This is a genomic window from Pectobacterium cacticida (genome assembly GCF_036885195.1).
Taxonomy (GTDB): Bacteria; Pseudomonadota; Gammaproteobacteria; order Enterobacterales; family Enterobacteriaceae; genus Pectobacterium; species Pectobacterium cacticida.
Window position 1 is genome coordinate 199,503 of sequence record NZ_CP133656.1, and the last position, 18,561, is coordinate 218,063.

7 protein-coding genes are annotated in these 18,561 nt (G+C 56.6%); all 7 read right to left on the reverse strand.

Annotated features, from left to right (window positions below; all coding sequences use genetic code 11):
- Positions 1-211: 211 nt before the first annotated feature.
- On the reverse strand, positions 212-1,408 hold the full coding sequence (locus RFN81_RS00895; RefSeq protein ID WP_264497386.1) for an HlyD family efflux transporter periplasmic adaptor subunit: 1,197 nt from the start codon (positions 1,406-1,408) through the stop codon (positions 212-214).
- Complete coding sequence (locus RFN81_RS00900) at positions 1,389-3,581, reverse strand: type I secretion system permease/ATPase (protein WP_264497387.1); 2,193 nt, start codon at positions 3,579-3,581, stop codon at positions 1,389-1,391. Before RFN81_RS00900 ends, RFN81_RS00895 begins: the two co-directional genes overlap by 20 nt.
- Positions 3,578-5,002: a TolC family outer membrane protein gene (locus tag RFN81_RS00905; RefSeq protein ID WP_378928880.1), complete on the reverse strand. Its 1,425-nt coding sequence runs from the start codon at positions 5,000-5,002 to the stop codon at positions 3,578-3,580. The genes RFN81_RS00900 and RFN81_RS00905 overlap by 4 nt, the downstream gene beginning before the upstream one ends.
- Positions 5,003-5,088: 86 nt before the next feature.
- Entirely contained in the window at positions 5,089-15,645 is a 10,557-nt protein-coding gene (locus tag RFN81_RS00910) for a BapA/Bap/LapF family large adhesin (RefSeq protein ID WP_264497388.1), read from the reverse strand.
- A gap of 898 nt (positions 15,646-16,543) precedes the next feature.
- Positions 16,544-17,323 carry a type I methionyl aminopeptidase gene (gene map / locus RFN81_RS00915; RefSeq protein WP_264497389.1) on the reverse strand — a complete coding sequence of 260 codons (780 nt, stop codon included), beginning with the start codon at positions 17,321-17,323 and terminating at the stop codon, positions 16,544-16,546.
- On the reverse strand, positions 17,304-17,522 hold the full coding sequence (locus tag RFN81_RS00920; RefSeq protein WP_264497390.1) for a ParD-like family protein: 219 nt from the start codon (positions 17,520-17,522) through the stop codon (positions 17,304-17,306). The genes map and RFN81_RS00920 overlap by 20 nt, the downstream gene beginning before the upstream one ends.
- A 388-nt stretch (positions 17,523-17,910) precedes the next feature.
- Entirely contained in the window at positions 17,911-18,249 is a 339-nt protein-coding gene (gene raiA, locus RFN81_RS00925) for a ribosome-associated translation inhibitor RaiA (RefSeq protein ID WP_264497391.1), read from the reverse strand.
- Positions 18,250-18,561 lie beyond the last annotated feature (312 nt).

The following is an 18,561-nucleotide window of genomic DNA, read 5'->3' on the forward strand; positions in this document are numbered from 1 at the left end:
GGCAAATCAATATTACCTGACAATATATCAAGCTTAAGAATTTGGCAATCAAGACGTTTGGGTGTCTAAATGGCTAAATTGCATTGATCACTAAGATATAATCAGAAACGCTAAGCCGCGCTACGGATAACCCAGAGAGGAGACCACACCAGAGGCCCCGTGACGGAAAATGAACAAGTGACGGCGTGTAGCGCCGTCACTCGGGCTTATTTTATCGTTCGCGTAACGCCTCTTTCGCGCGATTAAAGGGTTTGAGGATATAATCCATCACGGTCTTTTCACCCGTCTTAATATCTACGGTAGCGATCATGCCAGGAACAATAGAAAAGCGTTGGCCAATATCGTTTTGCAAATAATCCTGAGTGGTCCGAATGAACACCCGATAATAGAAGAGTTCCGGTTTGACCTCGTCCTGGATCGTGTCGGGCGAAATAGTTTCCACCACGCCAGTCAGCCCCCCGTAAATGGCGTAATCATAAGCGGTAATCTTCACCAGCGCCTGTTGATCCGGGTGAATAAAAGCGATATCACGTGGTGACAGACGTGTTTCAATCAGTAGATGGTCGTCTACGGGCACAATCTCCATTAATACCCCATTTGGCGGGATCACGCCGCCGATAGTGGTGACCTGAATATTTTTTACAATGCCGCGTACCGGGGAGCGTATCGTTAGTTGTGCCACCGAATCAGCCCGCCCGCGGATCACTTCCGATAGCATATTGACCTCGGCATTGGCCTTCGCCAATTCTTCCCGTGCCTGTACATAGTATTGCGAACGCAGATCGGTCAGCTTGAGATCGAGCTCCGCCTTCTGACGGCGCAGGCGTAGTACTTCAACGTGGCTTGCCGCCCCGCTTTTTACTAAACGTTCGGTGATGTTTAACTCGCTTTCCACTAAAGCTAGCGACTGCTTAAGCCGCGTTTCTGCGTCCTTAAGCTGAGCGCGACGGGTATTGTACAATTGCGTTTCCGCCGCGATCAGCTCCGGCCTGGTATCCAGTGATGGAGGAAAAGACAACGGCTTATCATTGACTTCGGCATTCAGACGGGCGCTGGCCGCCAGCGCTGCGCGATAACGAGCCTCACTTTCACCCACGTTGGATACCGAGCGCGTCGGATCGAGCTCGGCGACGACCTGTCCGGCCTCGACTAATGTCCCTTCGCGCACGTTCAGCGCGACCAGGATGCCACCGTCGAGCGACTGCAAAATTTGCTCACGCGAGCTGGGGATCACCTTGCCGCTCCCGGTGGATACTTCATCAAGCGTGCCGAACCACGCCCACAAACCTGCCGCTAGCAGCAGCAATGTGCTAATAACGGTGACGCGTCTAGCGCCAACGTAGCGGCTCTCATCGCCATACTCATTTTCCGTATCGTCAAGTGTGATATCAGGCTGATTGATTTTCATGCTTTTCCTCCCCCTCCCCGCGTCCGGTATCGCGTTGGCGGCCGGCATTCAGTGCCTGCGCTTTCGGCGCGTCCATCACTAACTGCCCTTCTTTCAGCACCACCACGCGCTCAACCAATTCCAGCATGGCGGCACGGTGGGTTGCGACGATCAACGTGCGACCTGCCAGCCATTGAGCAAAACGCTGAATAAACTCCCGCTCGGTGTGTTCGTCCAAAAAGGACGTTGGCTCATCCAACAACACAATATTCGGATCGCGCAGAAGCAGACGAGCTAGTAGAAGCGACTGGCGCTGCCCGCCGGATAGCCCTACGCCGCCCTCCATCACCGGGTGATCCAGGCCTAACGCCAGCCTTTTGACGAAGGTTTCGGCACCGCATACCGCCAGCGCGGCGAAGATTTCCGCATCGCTGGCTCGCGGCGCGCCCAGCGTTAGATTCTCGCGTAGCGTGCCGTAAAATAGACGGGCGTTCTGGGTGATCAGGGCAACGTTACGCCGTATATCCGCCATATCGATATGGGCGATGCTGAGGTCATCGAGTCGTAACTCGCCTTCCGCCAGCGTTACACCGCCCGCCATCGCCTGTAGCAGAGTCGATTTTCCGGCGCCATTGCGACCGAGCACCGCCACACGTTCGCCGGGACGAATTTCCAGCTTCGCCACTCTCAGGGCGATAGCGCCATCCTCACTGTGATGGCGGAACGCGGCATTCTGAAATCGGTAGTGACCATATAGCACATCGCAATGGACTTTATTTTCATCCTGACCATTTTCCACTGGCAGTTGCATGATGCTATCAAGCCCTTCTTTTGCCGCTTTTACCTGCTGCCAGCGCGCCAGTACGCCGCAGAGCGCGGCCATTGGCGCAATCATGCGTGAGGACAGCAGTGAGGCCGCGACGATGGCCCCTGTCGTCATCTCGCCGTCGATTGCCAGTGGCGCGCCGACCATGACGACAAGAGCGTACACCATGCTTTGCACGCTCACGCCCCAACTGATTAGCCACTGGGTGAGCTTGCGTGTACGCACGCCAGATTCGGCGCTAATATTGATGTAGTGATTCCACTGCTGTAAAAAACGGTTTTCCGCCTGCATCAGCTTGATGTCTTCTAATCCCTGTACGCTTTCCACCAGCACCGCGTTGCGCAGCGTATTTTCCTGCGTCGCTTGGCGTGCCAGTCGTGCCAGCTTTTTCTGCATTAGCAGGCCGGGCAGGATCATTAGCACCGCGGCTACGGGCGCGATCCACGCCAGCGCTGGCGCGATGATGGCGAGAACGAATAAAAAAAGCAGGAAGAAGGGCATATCGACGACCGCCGACACCGTCGTGGACGTCACCATCTCTCGAATCTGCTCCAGCTCACGCAGTTGGGAAATGAAACTCCCCGTGGAGCGAGGAATCGCGCTGTTGCGCAAGCGTAGCGCATGGTTGAATACCCGGTCGGAGACTCGGATATCTGCCCGTTTACCGAGGATATCCGTGATGTACGCGCGAGCCAGACGTAGCAGGAAAGCGAATATCACTGCGATTAGTACGCCTATCGATAAAACATATAGCGTGGGATAAGACTGCGCGGGGATTACGCGGTCATATACCTGCATAGAAAATAGGATCCCAGCCAAGGAGAGGACATTGACGAGCAGCGAGGCCAGCATGACATAGCCGTAAGGCTTGATATCGCACAGTACCAGTCGCCATAACCAATCCGGGCGATAGGCGCTGACATAGCGATCGGCGCGGCTGTCTTTTACTTCCGAAGCTGGTCGTAGCGCGACCACATGACGGATTTCCGGCAGAAGTTTGCTCAATGCATGTTGACTGAGTTGCTGACCGTCTGCCATAAAACACAGGCTTACGCTGTCTTTGCCATCAAAGCTTTCGATCACGCCGATCTGACCATCCATCAGTTGGATAGCCAACGGCAGATGCCATACCGACATGTCGCGATCGTTGCATATCCGCGCCGTCAACCCGGCTTGACGCGCCAGATGACGTAACGCCTGAGGGAGGGGGCTCTGCTCCAGCCACCGGGCACTGGCCTGCAATGCGCCCGGTGAAAAGGACAGGCGATAATGATTGGCGACATAGGCAACGGCGGATGCCCAGTGCGTCAGCATCGTTGTATCATCGCCACGCTCTGTGGATTTATCTTGTTCTATCGTTAGACTCATGGCTGGATCTCCACGGCCTGGATGGTCTGGTTATTCAACCCGAAGGCACTGCGCATGCCGCCGGTGCTATACAGGCAATCAAGCTGTAACTGGCGCAGTTGCGTCAGGGTTTGCTGCTCGATAAAACGTGCCTGAAACACTTCCTGTTCAGCGTTCAACACGTCAAGCAGCGATCGCGTGCCGAGTTCCAGATACTGTTGCTGATATAGCACGCGCGTCCGTTTACCCAGTTCCTGCTGGCGAACCTGAATTTGTAAGGTACGCGCCAGATTTCGGGCCTCGTTCTGCGATGCCGTTAGTTGCTGACGTGTCTCCAGGCGCGCGGTTTGTATAGCGGCATTTGCCGCCTCGAGAGCATAGGCGGCAGCGTTACGACCAGCGGTTAGTCTACCGCCTTGATAGATAGGCATTTCGACGTTCACCCAGGCTGCATATTGCGTACGGTCCAACGTTGCGCTATTCGCATAACGGTCGTTGAGATAATGGTTAACTTCCGGTTTGAAGGTAATCGTTGGGCGCAGGCGAGCATTCGCTTCATCTAATTGCGCCTGAGCCTGATTCGCCCTGGCATACGCCGCAAGTACAGCGGGAATGAGTTGGTCGTCCGGTTCGCCGATGTTGCACGCGTGCGTTAGCGCATTGGGGAAGTCATCGGTCACCTGTGTGATACGATCCCACCCTAGCAGGGCGGCAAGCGTTGCTCGCCAGCGATCGAGGTTGGCCTGATATTGGATTAATGCCGAGCGAGCGCCTTCGATACGGACATCACTCTGTACCACATCAGATTGCGAGCTAGCGCCTTCGTCGCTACGTCGACGCGCCAATTCGCTAATGCCCTCAAGGGCCGTCAGTTGTTCTCTGGCAATCGCCGCGAGTTTTTGGTAGCCCTGTACCTGGACCAACGCCGACGCGGTTTCGTGTGCTACCGTATCAATGCTCACCAGTACATTGGCTTGTTCCTGTGCTACGCCAGCGTTGGCGGCGCGTACCTGGCTGTCCGTTTTACCGAAGTCATACAGCATTTGAGAAATCGATAATACCAGTGACGGACTAAATCCGTTGTTACCGTAGCGGTTAGTGAACCCATTATTGATGCCGCCATTCACCTGCGGGTAGTATTGCGCTCGCGCAACATCAACCGCTTCCGACTGTTCGCGGAGTCGCCCGATGGTCTCTCGGATGTCGGGGTGCCAGGCAACGGCCCGCGCAACCGCGATATTGATGCTCAATCGTTCCGGCACATTCGCGGTTATCGGCGGTGTGCTAGGGCCGGAAAGCGTGGGTAGCGTTTTTGGCATTACGATTTGACTGGCGTTGAGAATGTTCGAGCGAGGTGCAGCACTGATGATGCCGCTGTAAATGCTCCCTGTTATTGTCAGTAAACAGACTATTCCCATCGAGTATTCACGACAGATTCCCATGAGTTTTCCTATCGTCAAAGTAGCGAATACAGCTAGCGCCTCTGGCGCGGCGACGAGCACCGCACCAGAGGGTTTCCCTTGATACATCAACCAATGATGGCGTTGTTTTCCAGCAGTTCATCCAGCGTGATCTGGGTTGACTGTAGCGTAATCAATTCCGTTGAACTGAATGCTGAGCCTTGTCCGTCGCGGTCAATCGAGATCACCGTATTGCCGTTGACGCTTTCCACAGAAATCCAGTCGCCTGCATTGGCTGCGGAGCCATCCCAGCCTTGCAACAGTTGGCTGATATCGATACGGTCGCCCTCTGCCAGCGAGAAGTCGGTCCAGCTATCGCTACCGTTCCCCCCTGTGGTGTCTGCGTCGTCGAGTAGATTGAAAATCAACGTGTCGGCTCCGGCGCCGAGCGAGAAGGTATCGTCATAGGCCGAACTGGTGGCAATGTCGTCGTGGCGAGTGCCATTCACCTGCAGCGCCAGATCGATGGTTAGCGTGGCGTTAGCGGTCTCGCCATTGTCGGCGGTCAGCGTATAGTCAAACGTCTCCTTCTGAATAATGTCCTCTAGCGCCACGTTATCGTTTAAGGCGTAACGATAACTGCCGCCGATATTGAGGGTCAGAACGCCATAATGCCCCGCTACCGTCGCGGTTGCGTCGCTAGTGACATAAGGATCCAGCGTAGTGACTGTGCCATTTACATCGGTGATTGATAGGGCGGTCTCCACCGAAACCAGTTGGTCGGCGGCATTGTTTTCCGAACCGCTGCCGTCGAAGATATTGCCTTCCACGTCCGCGACGTTAGCGGCAGTCTGGAAGTTATCCAATTGCACACTGGTGCCCGCTACCGAGGCCGTTATCGTAATCGTACTGACGGATAGCGGACCGACAGAACCCTCGATATCCAGCGTGTAGTCGCCGGCGGCTAACTCCACATCGCTCCTCAATGGTACGGTCACCGTTCTGTTTAGCGCACCGCTGCTCAGTGTGCCAGAATCCACTACCTCGCCAGAACTGGACGATAACGTCCAATCGATCGTCACAGTTCCTGCACTTAAAGTACTGACATTGAAGGTGATGGCTGCGCCTTTCACTGCGGTGTTTTCCGCGACGCTGATGGTTCCACTGCCGCTGCCTGCGGTCGAAGACCATAGCGCTGAATCCCAAGAAATGGATCCTGCATTGTTGTCGCTGTAGCTCCCCTCTACCTGTGCCGCTGTCGTCGCTAGCGCGACGCTATCATCTACCGCCGTTAATGGGCTGGATGATAAGTGGATATTCAGCGTCCCGCTGTCGGTTTCGCCATCCGGTGCCCGCACCGTGTAGACAAAACTATCCGGCGCGGTAATGCCATCGGCGCCGATGCCTGCATTCAGCGTATAGGTGTAGTGGCCCAGTGCGTCGATGGCCAATACGCCGTAAGCGCCCGTAATCTCGGTCGTTCCCTCAGCTGCGATGGCGACGCCATTTACCATACTGACGACTGAATCCGCAGGCGCAATATCGTCTTCCATCACGTTGCCTGATGTGCTGGCGCTGACACTTTCTACCGTATAAACATGATCTTCGAGGATATGGAGGGTATAGCCCGTTACCGCAGTGAGGCCAGAGGCGGTATCCAGGAGGAACAGATATTGGCCGCCGTCCAATGTGAGAGTGAGTTCATCGGATTCCCCTGTGAAGGCTGTGGCACGCAGCCAGTCTATTTCCTCTCGATGTAGCTCATATTGCTGAGTGGCGGCATTAAATTTGTAGATGTGGAGGTTAAAATTGGCGACAAGGGAAAGCCCACCGACCTCCGCCTGTAGTGTCATGGTGCGGGTGGTGCCATCTTCGACATCGAAAATGATCGGATTGGCTATGTCGTCGAGAATGCCTACGTTTAGCACATCGCCTAAACCAATGTTCAGCAGGGTAAAACCGCTCTGCGCCGACGCGCCATTGTCGATCGCAGTTACCGTGGTATCGAAGACGATGGAAGCATCGTTATCCGTTGCCACCACGTTACCTGGTACGGCGGGTTGCTCACCCAATTCGATGATCAGATCGGCACTAACCGTAACGCCATTGGCGCTCAGCGTATAGCTGAAGCTGTCGGTCTTGCTCAGCACCGCTGAAGATGTATCGGTCAGCGTGTAGGTATAATCACCGTCCTGATTAATGCTCAGCGTGCCGTAGGTTCCCTGAACGATCGTGCCGTCCTGATCGATGACTGTCACGTCCCCTGCGGCGTTAACCACTTGTGTGAGCACCGTTCCTGATGGCGTCACATCGGCACCATGTTCGGGATCAACATCGGTGATGACGTTGCCGCTCACGGAGGTTTCTCCTTCGATCGCGCCGGGAGCCGTTTGCGTGACTGTGGCGTTAATCGCCGTGTAGGAGCCTATCGCCAACAACGTGGTGTTATAGGCCAACGCGCGATAGGTGCCGCCGTCAAGATCCTCCACGTTAAGTGCGATACTATTCGTACCGATCGTCAACAGACTGGCCCACTGTGGCTCCGCTGTGTTAATGACGGTGTTCCACGCCGACGTATCTTCATTATATTGCTGTACTATCACGCCCATGCTGTTTAGCAATGACAGTACGCCACCGGTAGCGCTGGCCTCCAGAGCGACATCAGCCGTCGCGCCATCGTCGATAGTGAAGGTGACCTGAGCGTTATTATCCCCTAACAAAGAGAGGAGGTTACCGAGCGCGCCGACCACCAGAATCCCCCAATCACTGTAGGATTCGGTGGTGATTGCGGCATCGGTAGTCAGGTCTAGTTCAACAATATTGTCATTTGCTTCCAGTATTACCACTGGTGCGGTGATCGTTGCTGGCGGAGAAACATTGTCCGCCGCATCGGTCGCCGTGATGGTGAGGCTTTCACCGTTAGTGGGCGGCGGGGTGAGCGGCACGCTGAAGCTGCCGTCTGCGTCGACCACAGCGCTGCCGAGAATATTGTCGCTCGCATCGGTGACGGTCACGGTGCTGCCGGGCTCGGCATTACCACTGACCGTGGTGCCGTCTTCGGCGATCGCCAAATTAGCCGGCGCATCCGGCGCGGTGATATCTGGTGCGGTTGTGGTAGTCGGTGCTGAGACATTGCCTGCCGCATCGGTGGCCGTCGCGGTAATGGATTCGCCATTGAGCAGTGCTGGCGTCAATGAAATGGTGAAGCTGCCGTCTTCGTTGACCACGGCGCTGCCGAGAATGTTGTCGCTGGCATCGGTGACGGTGACGGTGCTGCCGGGTTCGGCGTTACCGCTAACGGCAGTGCCGTCTCCGGCGACCGCCAGATCGGTCGGCGCGTCCGGCGCGGTGGTGTCCGGTGCGGTGACGGTAGTCGGTGCGGAGACATTGCCCGCCGCATCGGTGGCCGTGACGGTAAGGCTTTCACCATTAAGCAGGGCGGCGGGCAGTTCGACAGTGTAGCGACCAAATGCGTCGGCGCTGGTTTCCATCCTCGTCCCGTCGGGCAGCGTGATGGTGATGTTGCTGTCGGGCTCGGCATCGCCGCTGACCGTGAGGCCATCGGCGCTCACAGCGGCCTCCGGCGCGTCTGGTGGTGTGGTGTCAGGCAGCGAGGTATCCGGTACGGTTACGGTGACCGACGTGGAAGTGTTGCCCGCATTGTCGGTAGCGGTGACGGTCAGTTGCTGCCCTGCATTCAGGGTTACCGGTAGCGACAGGCTCCAGGTGCCATCATCGGCGGCAGTGATATCCAGCGTGCTTCCATCAGGTAGTGTCACGTTTACCGTACTGCCAGCCTCAGCCGTTCCACTTATTGTCAGCCCGTCTTCGCTGATATAGGCATGAGGGGCGTCCGGCGCGGTAATATCCGGTGCGGTTGCGGTAGTCGGTGCTGAGGCATTGCCCGCCGCATCGGTGGCCGTGACAGTGAGCGATTCGCCGTTGGCGGCCGGAGGGGTAAGCGGCACGGTGAAGCTGCCGTCTGCGTTGGCCGCGGCGCTGCCGAGAATGTTGTCGCTGGCATCGGTGACGGTGACGGTGCTGCCGGGCTCGGCGTTACCGCTAACGGCAGTGCCGTCTCCGGCCACCGTCAGAACGGTCGGGGCGTTTGGTGCGGTAATATCCGGCGCCGCTGTTGTAGCCGGTGCTGAGACATTATCCGCCGCATCGGTGGCCGTCGCGGTAATGGATTCGCCATTGAGCAGTGCTGGCGTCAATGAAATGGTGAAGCTGCCGTCCGCGTCGACCGCGGCGCTGCCGATAATATTGTCGCTCGCATCGGTGAGCGTCACGGTGCTGCCGGGTTCGGCATTACCGCTGACGGCGGTGCCGTCTTCAGCGACCACCAGATTGGTCGGCGCGTCCGGTGCGGTAATATCCGGTGCGGTTGTGTTGATCGACTCGGAGATATTACCCGCCGCGTCGGTGGCCGTGATGGTGAGCACTTCGCCGTTGGCGGCCGGAGGGGTAAGCGGCACGGTGAAGCTGCCGTCTGCGTTGGCCACGGCGCTGCCGAGAGTGGTGCCGTTGGCATCGGTGACGGTGACGGTGCTGCCGGGCTCGGCGTTACCGCTAACGGCAGTGCCGTCTCCGGCGACCGCCAGATCGGTCGGCGCGTCTGGCGCGGTAATATCCGGTGCGGCGACGGTAGTCGGTGCTGAGACATTGCCCGCAGCATCGGTGGCTGTGACGGTAAGGCTTTCACCATTAAGCAGGGCTGGCGTCAATGAAATGGTGAAGCTGCCGTCCGCGTCGACCGCGGCGCTGCCGATAATATTGTCGCTCGCATCGGTGAGCGTCACGGTGCTGCCGGGTTCGGTATTACCGCTAACGGCGGTGCCGTCTTCGGCGACCACCAGATTGGTCGGCGCGTCCGGCGCGGTAATATCCGGTGCGGTTGTGTTGATCGACACGGAGATATTACCTGCCGCGTCGGTGGCCGTGACGGTGAGCACTTCGCCGTTGGCGGCCGGAGGGGTAAGCGGCACGCTGAAGCTGCCGTCTGCGTTGGCCACAGCGCTGCCGAGAGTGGTGCCGCCGCCATCGGTCACAGTCACGGTGCTGCCGGGTTCAGCGTTACCGCTGATGGCGGTGCCGTCTTCGGCGACCGCCAGATCGGTCGGGGCGTTTGGTGCGGTAATATCCGGCGCCGCTGTTGTGGTCGGCGCGGAGACATTATCCGCCGCATCGGTGGCCGTCGCGGTAATGGATTCGCCATTGAGCAGTGCTGGCGTCAATGAAATGGTGAAGCTGCCGTCCGCGTCGACTACGGCGCTGCCGATAATATTGTCGCTGGCATCGGTGAGCGTCACGGTGCTGCCGGGTTCGGCATTACCGCTGACGGCGGTGCCGTCTTCAGCGACCACCAGATTGGTCGGGGCGTCTGGCGCGGTGATGTCCGGTGCGGTGACCGTCGTCGATGATGAGTTACCTGCCGCATCGCTAACGATTACTGTGAGCGATTCGCCATTAGTAGGCGGCGGGTTGAGTGGCACGGTGAAGCTGCCGTCTTCGCCGACTTCAACGCTGCCGAGGGTGTTGCCGCCGCCATCGGTCACAGTCACGGTGCTGCCGGGCTCGGCGTTACCGCTGACGGTGGTGCCGTCTTCAGCGACCACCAGATTGGTCGGCACATCGGGCGCCGTAGTATCTGGCGCGATTGCGGTAGTCGGTGCGGAGACATTGCCCGCCGCATCGGTGGCCGTGACGGTAAGGCTTTCACCATTAAGCAGGGCGGCGGGCAGTTCGACAGTGTAGCGGCCAAATGCGTCGGCGCTGGTTTCCATCCTCGTCCCGTCGGGCAGCGTGATAGTGATGGTGCTGCCGGGTTCGGCATTGCCGCTGACCGTGAGGCCATCGACGCTCACTGCGGCCTCCGGCGCGTCTGGTGGTGTGGTGTCAGGCAGCGAGGTATCCGGTACGGTTACGGTGACCGACGTGGAAGTGTTGCCCGCATTGTCGGTAGCGGTGACGGTCAGTTGCTGCCCTGCATTCAGGGTTACCGGTAGCGACAGGCTCCAGGTGCCATCATCGGCGGCAGTGATATCCAGCGTGCTTCCATCAGGTAGTGTCACGTTTACCGTACTGCCAGCCTCAGCCGTTCCACTTATTGTCAGCCCGTCTTCGCTGATATAGGCATGAGGGGCATCCGGCGCGGTAGTATCCGGTGCGGTGACGGTAGTCGGTGCGGAGACATTGCCCGCAGCATCGGTGGCTGTGACGGTAAGGCTTTCACCATTAAGCAGGGCGGCGGGCAGTTCGACAGTGTAGCGGCCAAATGCGTCGGCGCTGGTTTCCACAGTGTCTCCGCCGGGCAGCGTGATAGTGACGGTGCTGCCGGGCTCGGCATTGCCGCTGACCGTGAGGCCATCGGCGCTCACAGCGGCCTCCGGCGCGTCTGGTGGCGTGGTGTCAGGCAACGTGGTATCCGGTACGGTTACGGTGACCGACGTGGAAGTGTTGCCCGCATTGTCGGTAGCGGTGACGGTCAGTTGCTGCCCTGCATTCAGGGTTACCGGTAGCGACAGGCTCCAGGTGCCATCATCGGCGGCAGTGGCATCCAGCGTGCTTCCATCAGGTAGTGTCACGTTTACCGTACTGCCAGCCTCAGCCGTTCCACTTATTGTCAGCCCGTCTTCGCTGATATAGGCATGAGGGGCATCCGGCGCGGTGGTATCCGGTGCGGTGACGGTAGTGGGCAGCGAGGTATTCCCCGCCGTATCGGTAGCGGTGGCGGTAACCGTTTCGCCGTTGGTAAGCGGCGGGTTGAGTGGCACGGTGAAACTGCCGTCCTCGCCAACTTCGACGCTGCCGAGGGTGTTGCCGCCGCCATCGGTCACAGTCACGGTGCTGCCGGGTTCAGCGTTACCGCTGATGGCGGTGCCGTCTCCGACCACCGCCAGATCGGTCGGGGCATCCGGTGCGGTGGTATCCGGCGCGATTGCGGTAGTCGGTGCGGAGACATTGCCCGCAGCATCGGTGGCCGTGACGGTAAGGCTTTCACCATTAAGCAGGGCGGCGGGCAGTTCGACAGTGTAGCGGCCAAATGCGTCAGCGCTGGTTTCCACAGTGTCTCCGCCGGGCAGCGTGATAGTGATGGTGCTGCCGGGTTCGGCATTGCCGCTGACCGTGAGGCCATCGGCGCTCACAGCGGCCTCCGGCGCGTCTGGTGGTGTGGTGTCAGGCAGCGAGGTATCCGGTACGGTTACGGTGACCGGCGTGGAAGTGTTGCCCGCATTGTCGGTAGCGGTGACGTTCAGTTGCTGCCCAGCATTCAGGGTTTCCGGTAGCGACCGGCTCCAGGTGCCATCATCGGCGGCAGTGGCATCCAGCGTGCTTCCATCAGGTAGTGTCACGTTTACCGTACTGCCAGCCTCAGCCGTTCCACTTATTGTCAGCCCGTCTTCGCTGATATAGGCATGAGGGGCATCCGGCGCGGTAGTATCCGGTGCGGTGACGGTAGTGGGCGGCGAGGTATTCCCCGCCGCATCGCTAACGATCACGGTGAGTGATTCGCCGTTGGTGGGCGGTGGGTTGAGTGGCACGGTGAAGCTGCCGTTTTCGCCGACGTCAACGCTGCCGAGGGTGTTGCCGCCGCCATCGGTCACAGTCACGGTGCTGCCGGGTTCGGCATTACCGCTGACGGCGGTGCCGTCTTCAGCGACCACCAGATTGGTCGGGGCGTCTGGCGCGGTGATGTCCGGTGCGGTGATCGTCGTCGATGATGAGTTACCTGCCGCATCGCTGACGATTACGGTGAGCGATTCGCCGTTGGTAGGCGGTGGGGTAAGCGGGACGGTGAAGCTGCCGTCTTCGCCAACGTCAACGCTGCCGAGGTTGTTGCCGCCGCCATCGGTCACAGTCACGGTGCTGCCGGGCTCGGCGTTACCGCTGACGGCGGTGCCGTCTCCGGCCACTGCCAGATCGGTCGGCGCGTCTGGCGCGGTGATGTCCGGTGCGGTGATCGTCGTCGATGATGAGTTACTTGCCGCATCGCTGACGATTACTGTGAGCGATTCGCCATTAGTAGGCGGCGGGTTGAGTGGAACGGTGAAACTGCCGTCCTCGCCGACTTCGACGCTGCCGAGGGTGTTGCCGCTGCCATCGGTCACAGTCACGGTGCTGCCGGGCTCGGCGTTACCGCTGACGGTGGTGCCATCTCCGGCGACCGCCAGATCGGTCGGGGCATCCGGTGCGGTGGTATCCGGCGCGGTGACGGTAGTCGGAGGCGAAGCATTGCCCGTAGCATCGCTAATGATAACGGTGAGCGATTCGCCATTGGTGGGCGGTGGGTTGAGCGGGACGGTGAAGCTGCCGTCTTCGCCGACTTCGACGCTGCCGAGGTTGTTGCCGCCGCCATCGGTCACAGTCACGGTGCTGCCGGGCTCGGCGTTACCGCTGATGGCGGTGCCGTCTCCGGCCACTGCCAGATTGGTCGGCGCGTCTGGCGCGGTGGTGTCCGGTGCGGTGATCGTCGTCGATGATGAGTTACCTGCCGCATCGCTGACGATTACGGTGAGCGATTCGCCGTTGGTGGGCGGTGGGTTGAGCGGGACGGTGAAACTGCCGTCTTCGCCGACTTCGACGCTGCCAAGGGTGTTGCCGCCGCCATCGGTCACAGTCACGGTGCTGCCGGGTTCAGCGTTACCGCTGATGGCGGTGCCGTCTCCGGCGACCGCCAGATCGGTCGGGGCGTTTGGTGCGGTAATATCCGGCGCCGCTGTTGTGGTCGGCGCGGAGACATTATCCGCCGCATCGGTGGCCGTCGCGGTAATGGATTCGCCATTGAGCAGTGCTGGCGTCAATGAAATGGTGAAGCTGCCGTCCGCGTCGACTACGGCGCTGCCGATAATATTGTCGCTGGCATCGGTGAGCGTCACGGTGCTGCCGGGTTCGGCATTACCGCTGACGGCGGTGCCGTCTTCAGCGACCACCAGATTGGTCGGGGCGTCTGGCGCGGTGATGTCCGGTGCAGTGATCGTCGTCGATGATGAGTTACCTGCCGCATCGCTGACGATTACGGTGAGCGATTCGCCGTTGGTAGGCGGTGGGGTAAGCGGGACGGTGAAACTGCCGTCTTCGCCGACGTCAACGCTGCCGAGGTTGTTGCCGTCGGCGTCAGTGACGGTGACGGTGCTGCCGGGCTCGGCGTTACCGCTGACGGTGGTGCCATCTCCGGCCACCGCCAGATCGGTCGGCACGTCTGGCGCGGTGGTGTCCGGTGCGGTGACGGTAGTCGGAGGCGAAGCATTGCCCGCAGCATCGCTGACGATTACGGTGATCGATTCGCCATTGGTGGGCGGTGGGTTGAGTGGAACGGTGAAACTGCCGTCCTCACCGACTTCAACGCTGCCGAGGTTGTTGCCGTCGCCATCGGTCACAGTCACGGTGCTGCCGGGCTCGGCGTTACCGCTGATGGCGGTGCCATCTCCGGCGACCGCCAGATCGGTCGGGGTATCCGGCGCGGTGGTGTCCGGTGCGGTGACGGTAGTCGGAGGCGAAGCATTGCCCGCAGCATCGCTAACGATAACGGTGATCGATTCGCCGTTGGTGGGCGGTGGGTTGAGCGGGATGGTGAAGCTGCCGTCTTCGCCGACCTCAACGCTGCCGAGATTGTTGCCGCCGCCATCGGTCACAGTCACGGTGCTGCCGGGTTCAGCGTTACCGCTGATGGCGGTGCCGTCTCCGGCCACTGCCAGATTGGTCGGCGCGTCTGGCGCGGTGGTGTCCGGTGCGGTGATCGTCGTCGATGATGAGTTACCTGCCGCATCGCTGACGATTACGGTGATCGATTCGCCGTTGGTGGGCGGTGGGTTGAGCGGGACGGTGAAACTGCCGTCTTCGCCGACTTCGACGCTGCCAAGGGTGTTGCCGCCGCCATCGGTCACAGTCACGGTGCTGCCGGGTTCAGCGTTACCGCTGATGGCGGTGCCGTCTCCGGCCACTGCCAGATTGGTCGGCGCGTCTGGCGCGGTGGTGTCCGGTGCGGTGATCGTCGTCGATGATGAGTTACCTGCCGCATCGCTGACGATTACGGTGATCGATTCGCCGTTGGTGGGCGGTGGGTTGAGCGGGACGGTGAAACTGCCGTCTTCGCCGACTTCGACGCTGCCAAGGGTGTTGCCGCCGCCATCGGTCACAGTCACGGTGCTGCCGGGTTCAGCGTTACCGCTGATGGCGGTGCCGTCTCCGGCCACCGCCAGATCGGCGGGTGCATTAGGGGCAGTGGGTGAGGACGTCTCATGCCTATTGTTACCGCCGCCGGATGCCAGGGCGATAACGCCACCGGTGAGGCCGGCCAGTGCGCCCAATCCCATCCATAAGTTGGAAAAGCCGCCACCTTCTGCTTCCGCGTACCCGGACATAATGTCATCGAGACTGGTAATCGCTTCAAACTGGGATTGCTCGGCAGGATTTTTTATCCACCAGAGTGCGCCGTCACTCTCTTCCAGCACTAATTCGCTGGCTCCTTGCTCCCCCGCGGCGTAAAAATTCTTCAGTACAACTCTTTCACCAGAATGCAGTGTTACGACCAAATCATTACCCGATCGTGTCATTGAGGCAATATCATTCCGATCGAGCTGGAGTTTTACAATTGAAGGTGAAGATAAAACAATTTCTCCTGTGGGAGTATTAACAAGAGAAACCTGACCGTTATCTTTTTCAGTAATTGAGATATTGTTCATTTAGCATGTACCTCCGATCGGGAATAGGGAATATCTTCGATATATAAACTCGATGAGAATTAAATGGCTTTTCGGGGTAGAACATACCGTGAATAAAATAATCAAATCTGATTTATTAAGGATATTCACACAGAGCGATTTCTTTGTGCGACGGTATGTTAGGATCTAAAAATAATAATTGTAATGAATGCATTTAGACTCCGAAGGTATTATTTATACAAAAATTAAGAGTGAGGAGAAATTCGTCACAGCTCAATGATAATATTTAAACGTAAATATCACCTTCAATAACATGCCCTCCCCTATTAGATACTTGTAATATTTGGGATTATTGTGAATTTAATATTCTTTACATAAATACAAATCCATCTCTAAGCTTCAGGTGGGGATAGTTCTGCATTTATTGGGTAATCAGTTTATTTGCAACATAGATAAAGCGCCAAACTAATGCTCTAGGCAGAAGCATTTTAATAAACGCGAATGTTTGCAATATAACGTAGACGCTTTTAGATAGACATGATTATTGCAACCTGTGAAAATTTTACTTAGTTAATTAATTAGCACATGACATGGAAAACACAAGAAATGTACATAAGATTTTTCCAGAAAAAGTGCCAATCATATTGCCATCAACATTTTTTTTAAAATATATTCAATGAGATATCATGCGTTATCACCATGTTAATATTAATTTAGCGTTGATCGCATCGCTTGTTACTCTTGCCTAAAACATTAAGCATTTTTTAGGATTAATCCTATTTTTATCGTATGAGTCGGTTAAAAATCCCCATAACGTGTAAGGGATACCGCTTTGGTCACTGTAGAAGGGGGAGGCTGAGCTGTTGCATTTTATCGCGTATGCTGCCTCCCGTTAAAACATCACCTGTATTGAGTGGCACTAACCGGGAACCTGTTCCCCTTTTCTCAGCGTTAGCACCTCAACGCCTTGCGCGGTGACGGCCACGGTATGCTCCCATTGCGCCGAGAGTTTCTTATCGCGAGTCACCACCGTCCAGCCGTCTTTTTTGGTCTTAACCCGGTGGTCACCCTGGTTGACCATTGGCTCAATAGTGAAAACCATCCCTTCCTTAAGCACAACGCCTGTGCCCGGTTTTCCGTAATGCAATACCTGCGGATCCTCATGCATCTCTCTACCCACGCCGTGACCACAATATTCCCTGACGACACTATAACCATTGGCCTCGACATAAGATTGGATGGCGTAACCAATATCGCCCAACGTGGCGCCGGGTTTAACTGCTTTAATCCCTTTCCACATGGCCTCATATGTTTTCTTCACTAATCGCCGGGCCAGGGGTGAAACATCGCCAATCAAATACATTTTGCTAGAGTCGGCAATCAACCCTCCCTTTTCCAGCGTAATATCGACGTTAACGATCATGCCTGATTTCAGATGTTCCGTTTCTTTGGGCATACCGTGGCAAACGACATCATTAATCGATGTGTTTAATACATAAGGGAAATCATATTGCCCTTTGCTAGCAGGTCGTGAATGTAATTGGTTGGTAATAAAATCTTCAACCCGGTCATTGATTGCCATAGTGGTTATCCCTGGCTGAATAAACGCGTCCAGCATATCGAAAACGCTAGCCAGCAATTCCCCCGCGTAACGTTGTCTGGTCAGTTCATCGGCAGTTTTAATGGGAATCGATAGCATTAATCACCTCCAGTAAGCGATCGGAACCTGATTTCAACATCAATAGCTTAATTTGCTGATAATTAAGCTCGGGATAGAGCTCGCTCATCATGCCAATGCGGATCCAATATTCCGCTTGCGCGTTTACCGAGCGCGACATCGCCTTACTGGCATCACGAATATCGTCATGCAGCAAGTCTGAAATTTTTACAATTCCCATTTATACCTACCACTACGTTTCATATATGAACCATATAATCGCGCTATATGGATGGCGCGTCCAGTTTACTTATCGCGAACATATCGTCACAAGGTCGTGCTAGCCGGAAAATGTCACTTATCTGGTTAAAGTGGGAGTTATGCGGGTAAGTACAACGGTTATGATGTGTCGAGATAGAGCGAGAGACTAAAGGGGGGAGGTCATCAATGATGCTAATGTGGGCTGACAAAACTGACGGGTAATTTTCTCCACAGTCGCTGATTATCTTAAGACACTAACGGCACCCGTGACACTTTATCAGTTCATTGTCGTTGGCCGTGTATGTCCTGTTATTAATAAATATAACGCGCCCGAAGGCGCGTTATATTGAGATTAAAGGGGAACAGAGTTATTCCTCTTGGGTTGGCTGAAGATTAACTTCTTTGACGCTAACGGCCGCTCGTCTGGCTTCACCTTTATGTTGGAGTTTATCTAACTGGCGTTCGAGCTTCGTAATTAATTCGTTGATAGCGGCGTACATATCGTCATGTTTAGCGCTAGCAACCAACGGCCCATTCGGCGTACCGATTGTGGCATCCGCGACAAAACCCTGAGGTTCTTTTGACAAAATAATATGTGGATTGATCAGTTGGGTTTGCCACTTATCCAACTTAGAAAGACGGTCTTCGACATGTTGACGAATTGCGGGGGTGATGTCCATTTGTTTACTGGTAATATTCATAGTCATATAAACCTACCTCTCTGCCTATTTCCGTCTTGGATAAATTTAGCATACAGTGAGTTATGACAAAAAGTGTGATGTTGATCATTTTTTTTAGTCACTTTTTGTCAAGAAAGTACGAATTGTGAGGCGCATCGGGAATAGGGGAGAACGGCTTGAGCAAGCCTTCGGCCTGTGTCATTATCGAAAAGATGTATTGGCGTTACTGCGCTGCCGATTCCCGCCAGGCATGATTTCGCCCATTGGCGCACAATGAATCGATCAATCTACCGATCTATAAAAGACGGCAACTGAAATCGCCGTCTTATTTCCAGATAT

Coding starts and splice junctions, on each gene's coding strand:
- RFN81_RS00895 (WP_264497386.1), bottom strand. CDS start 1,408: ATGAAAATCAATCAGCCTGATATCACACTTGACGATACGGAAAATGAG.
- RFN81_RS00900 (WP_264497387.1), bottom strand. CDS start 3,581: ATGAGTCTAACGATAGAACAAGATAAATCCACAGAGCGTGGCGATGAT.
- RFN81_RS00905 (WP_378928880.1), bottom strand. CDS start 5,002: ATGGGAATCTGTCGTGAATACTCGATGGGAATAGTCTGTTTACTGACA.
- RFN81_RS00910 (WP_264497388.1), bottom strand. CDS start 15,645: ATGAACAATATCTCAATTACTGAAAAAGATAACGGTCAGGTTTCTCTT.
- map (WP_264497389.1), bottom strand. CDS start 17,323: ATGCTATCGATTCCCATTAAAACTGCCGATGAACTGACCAGACAACGT.
- RFN81_RS00920 (WP_264497390.1), bottom strand. CDS start 17,522: ATGGGAATTGTAAAAATTTCAGACTTGCTGCATGACGATATTCGTGAT.
- raiA (WP_264497391.1), bottom strand. CDS start 18,249: ATGACTATGAATATTACCAGTAAACAAATGGACATCACCCCCGCAATT.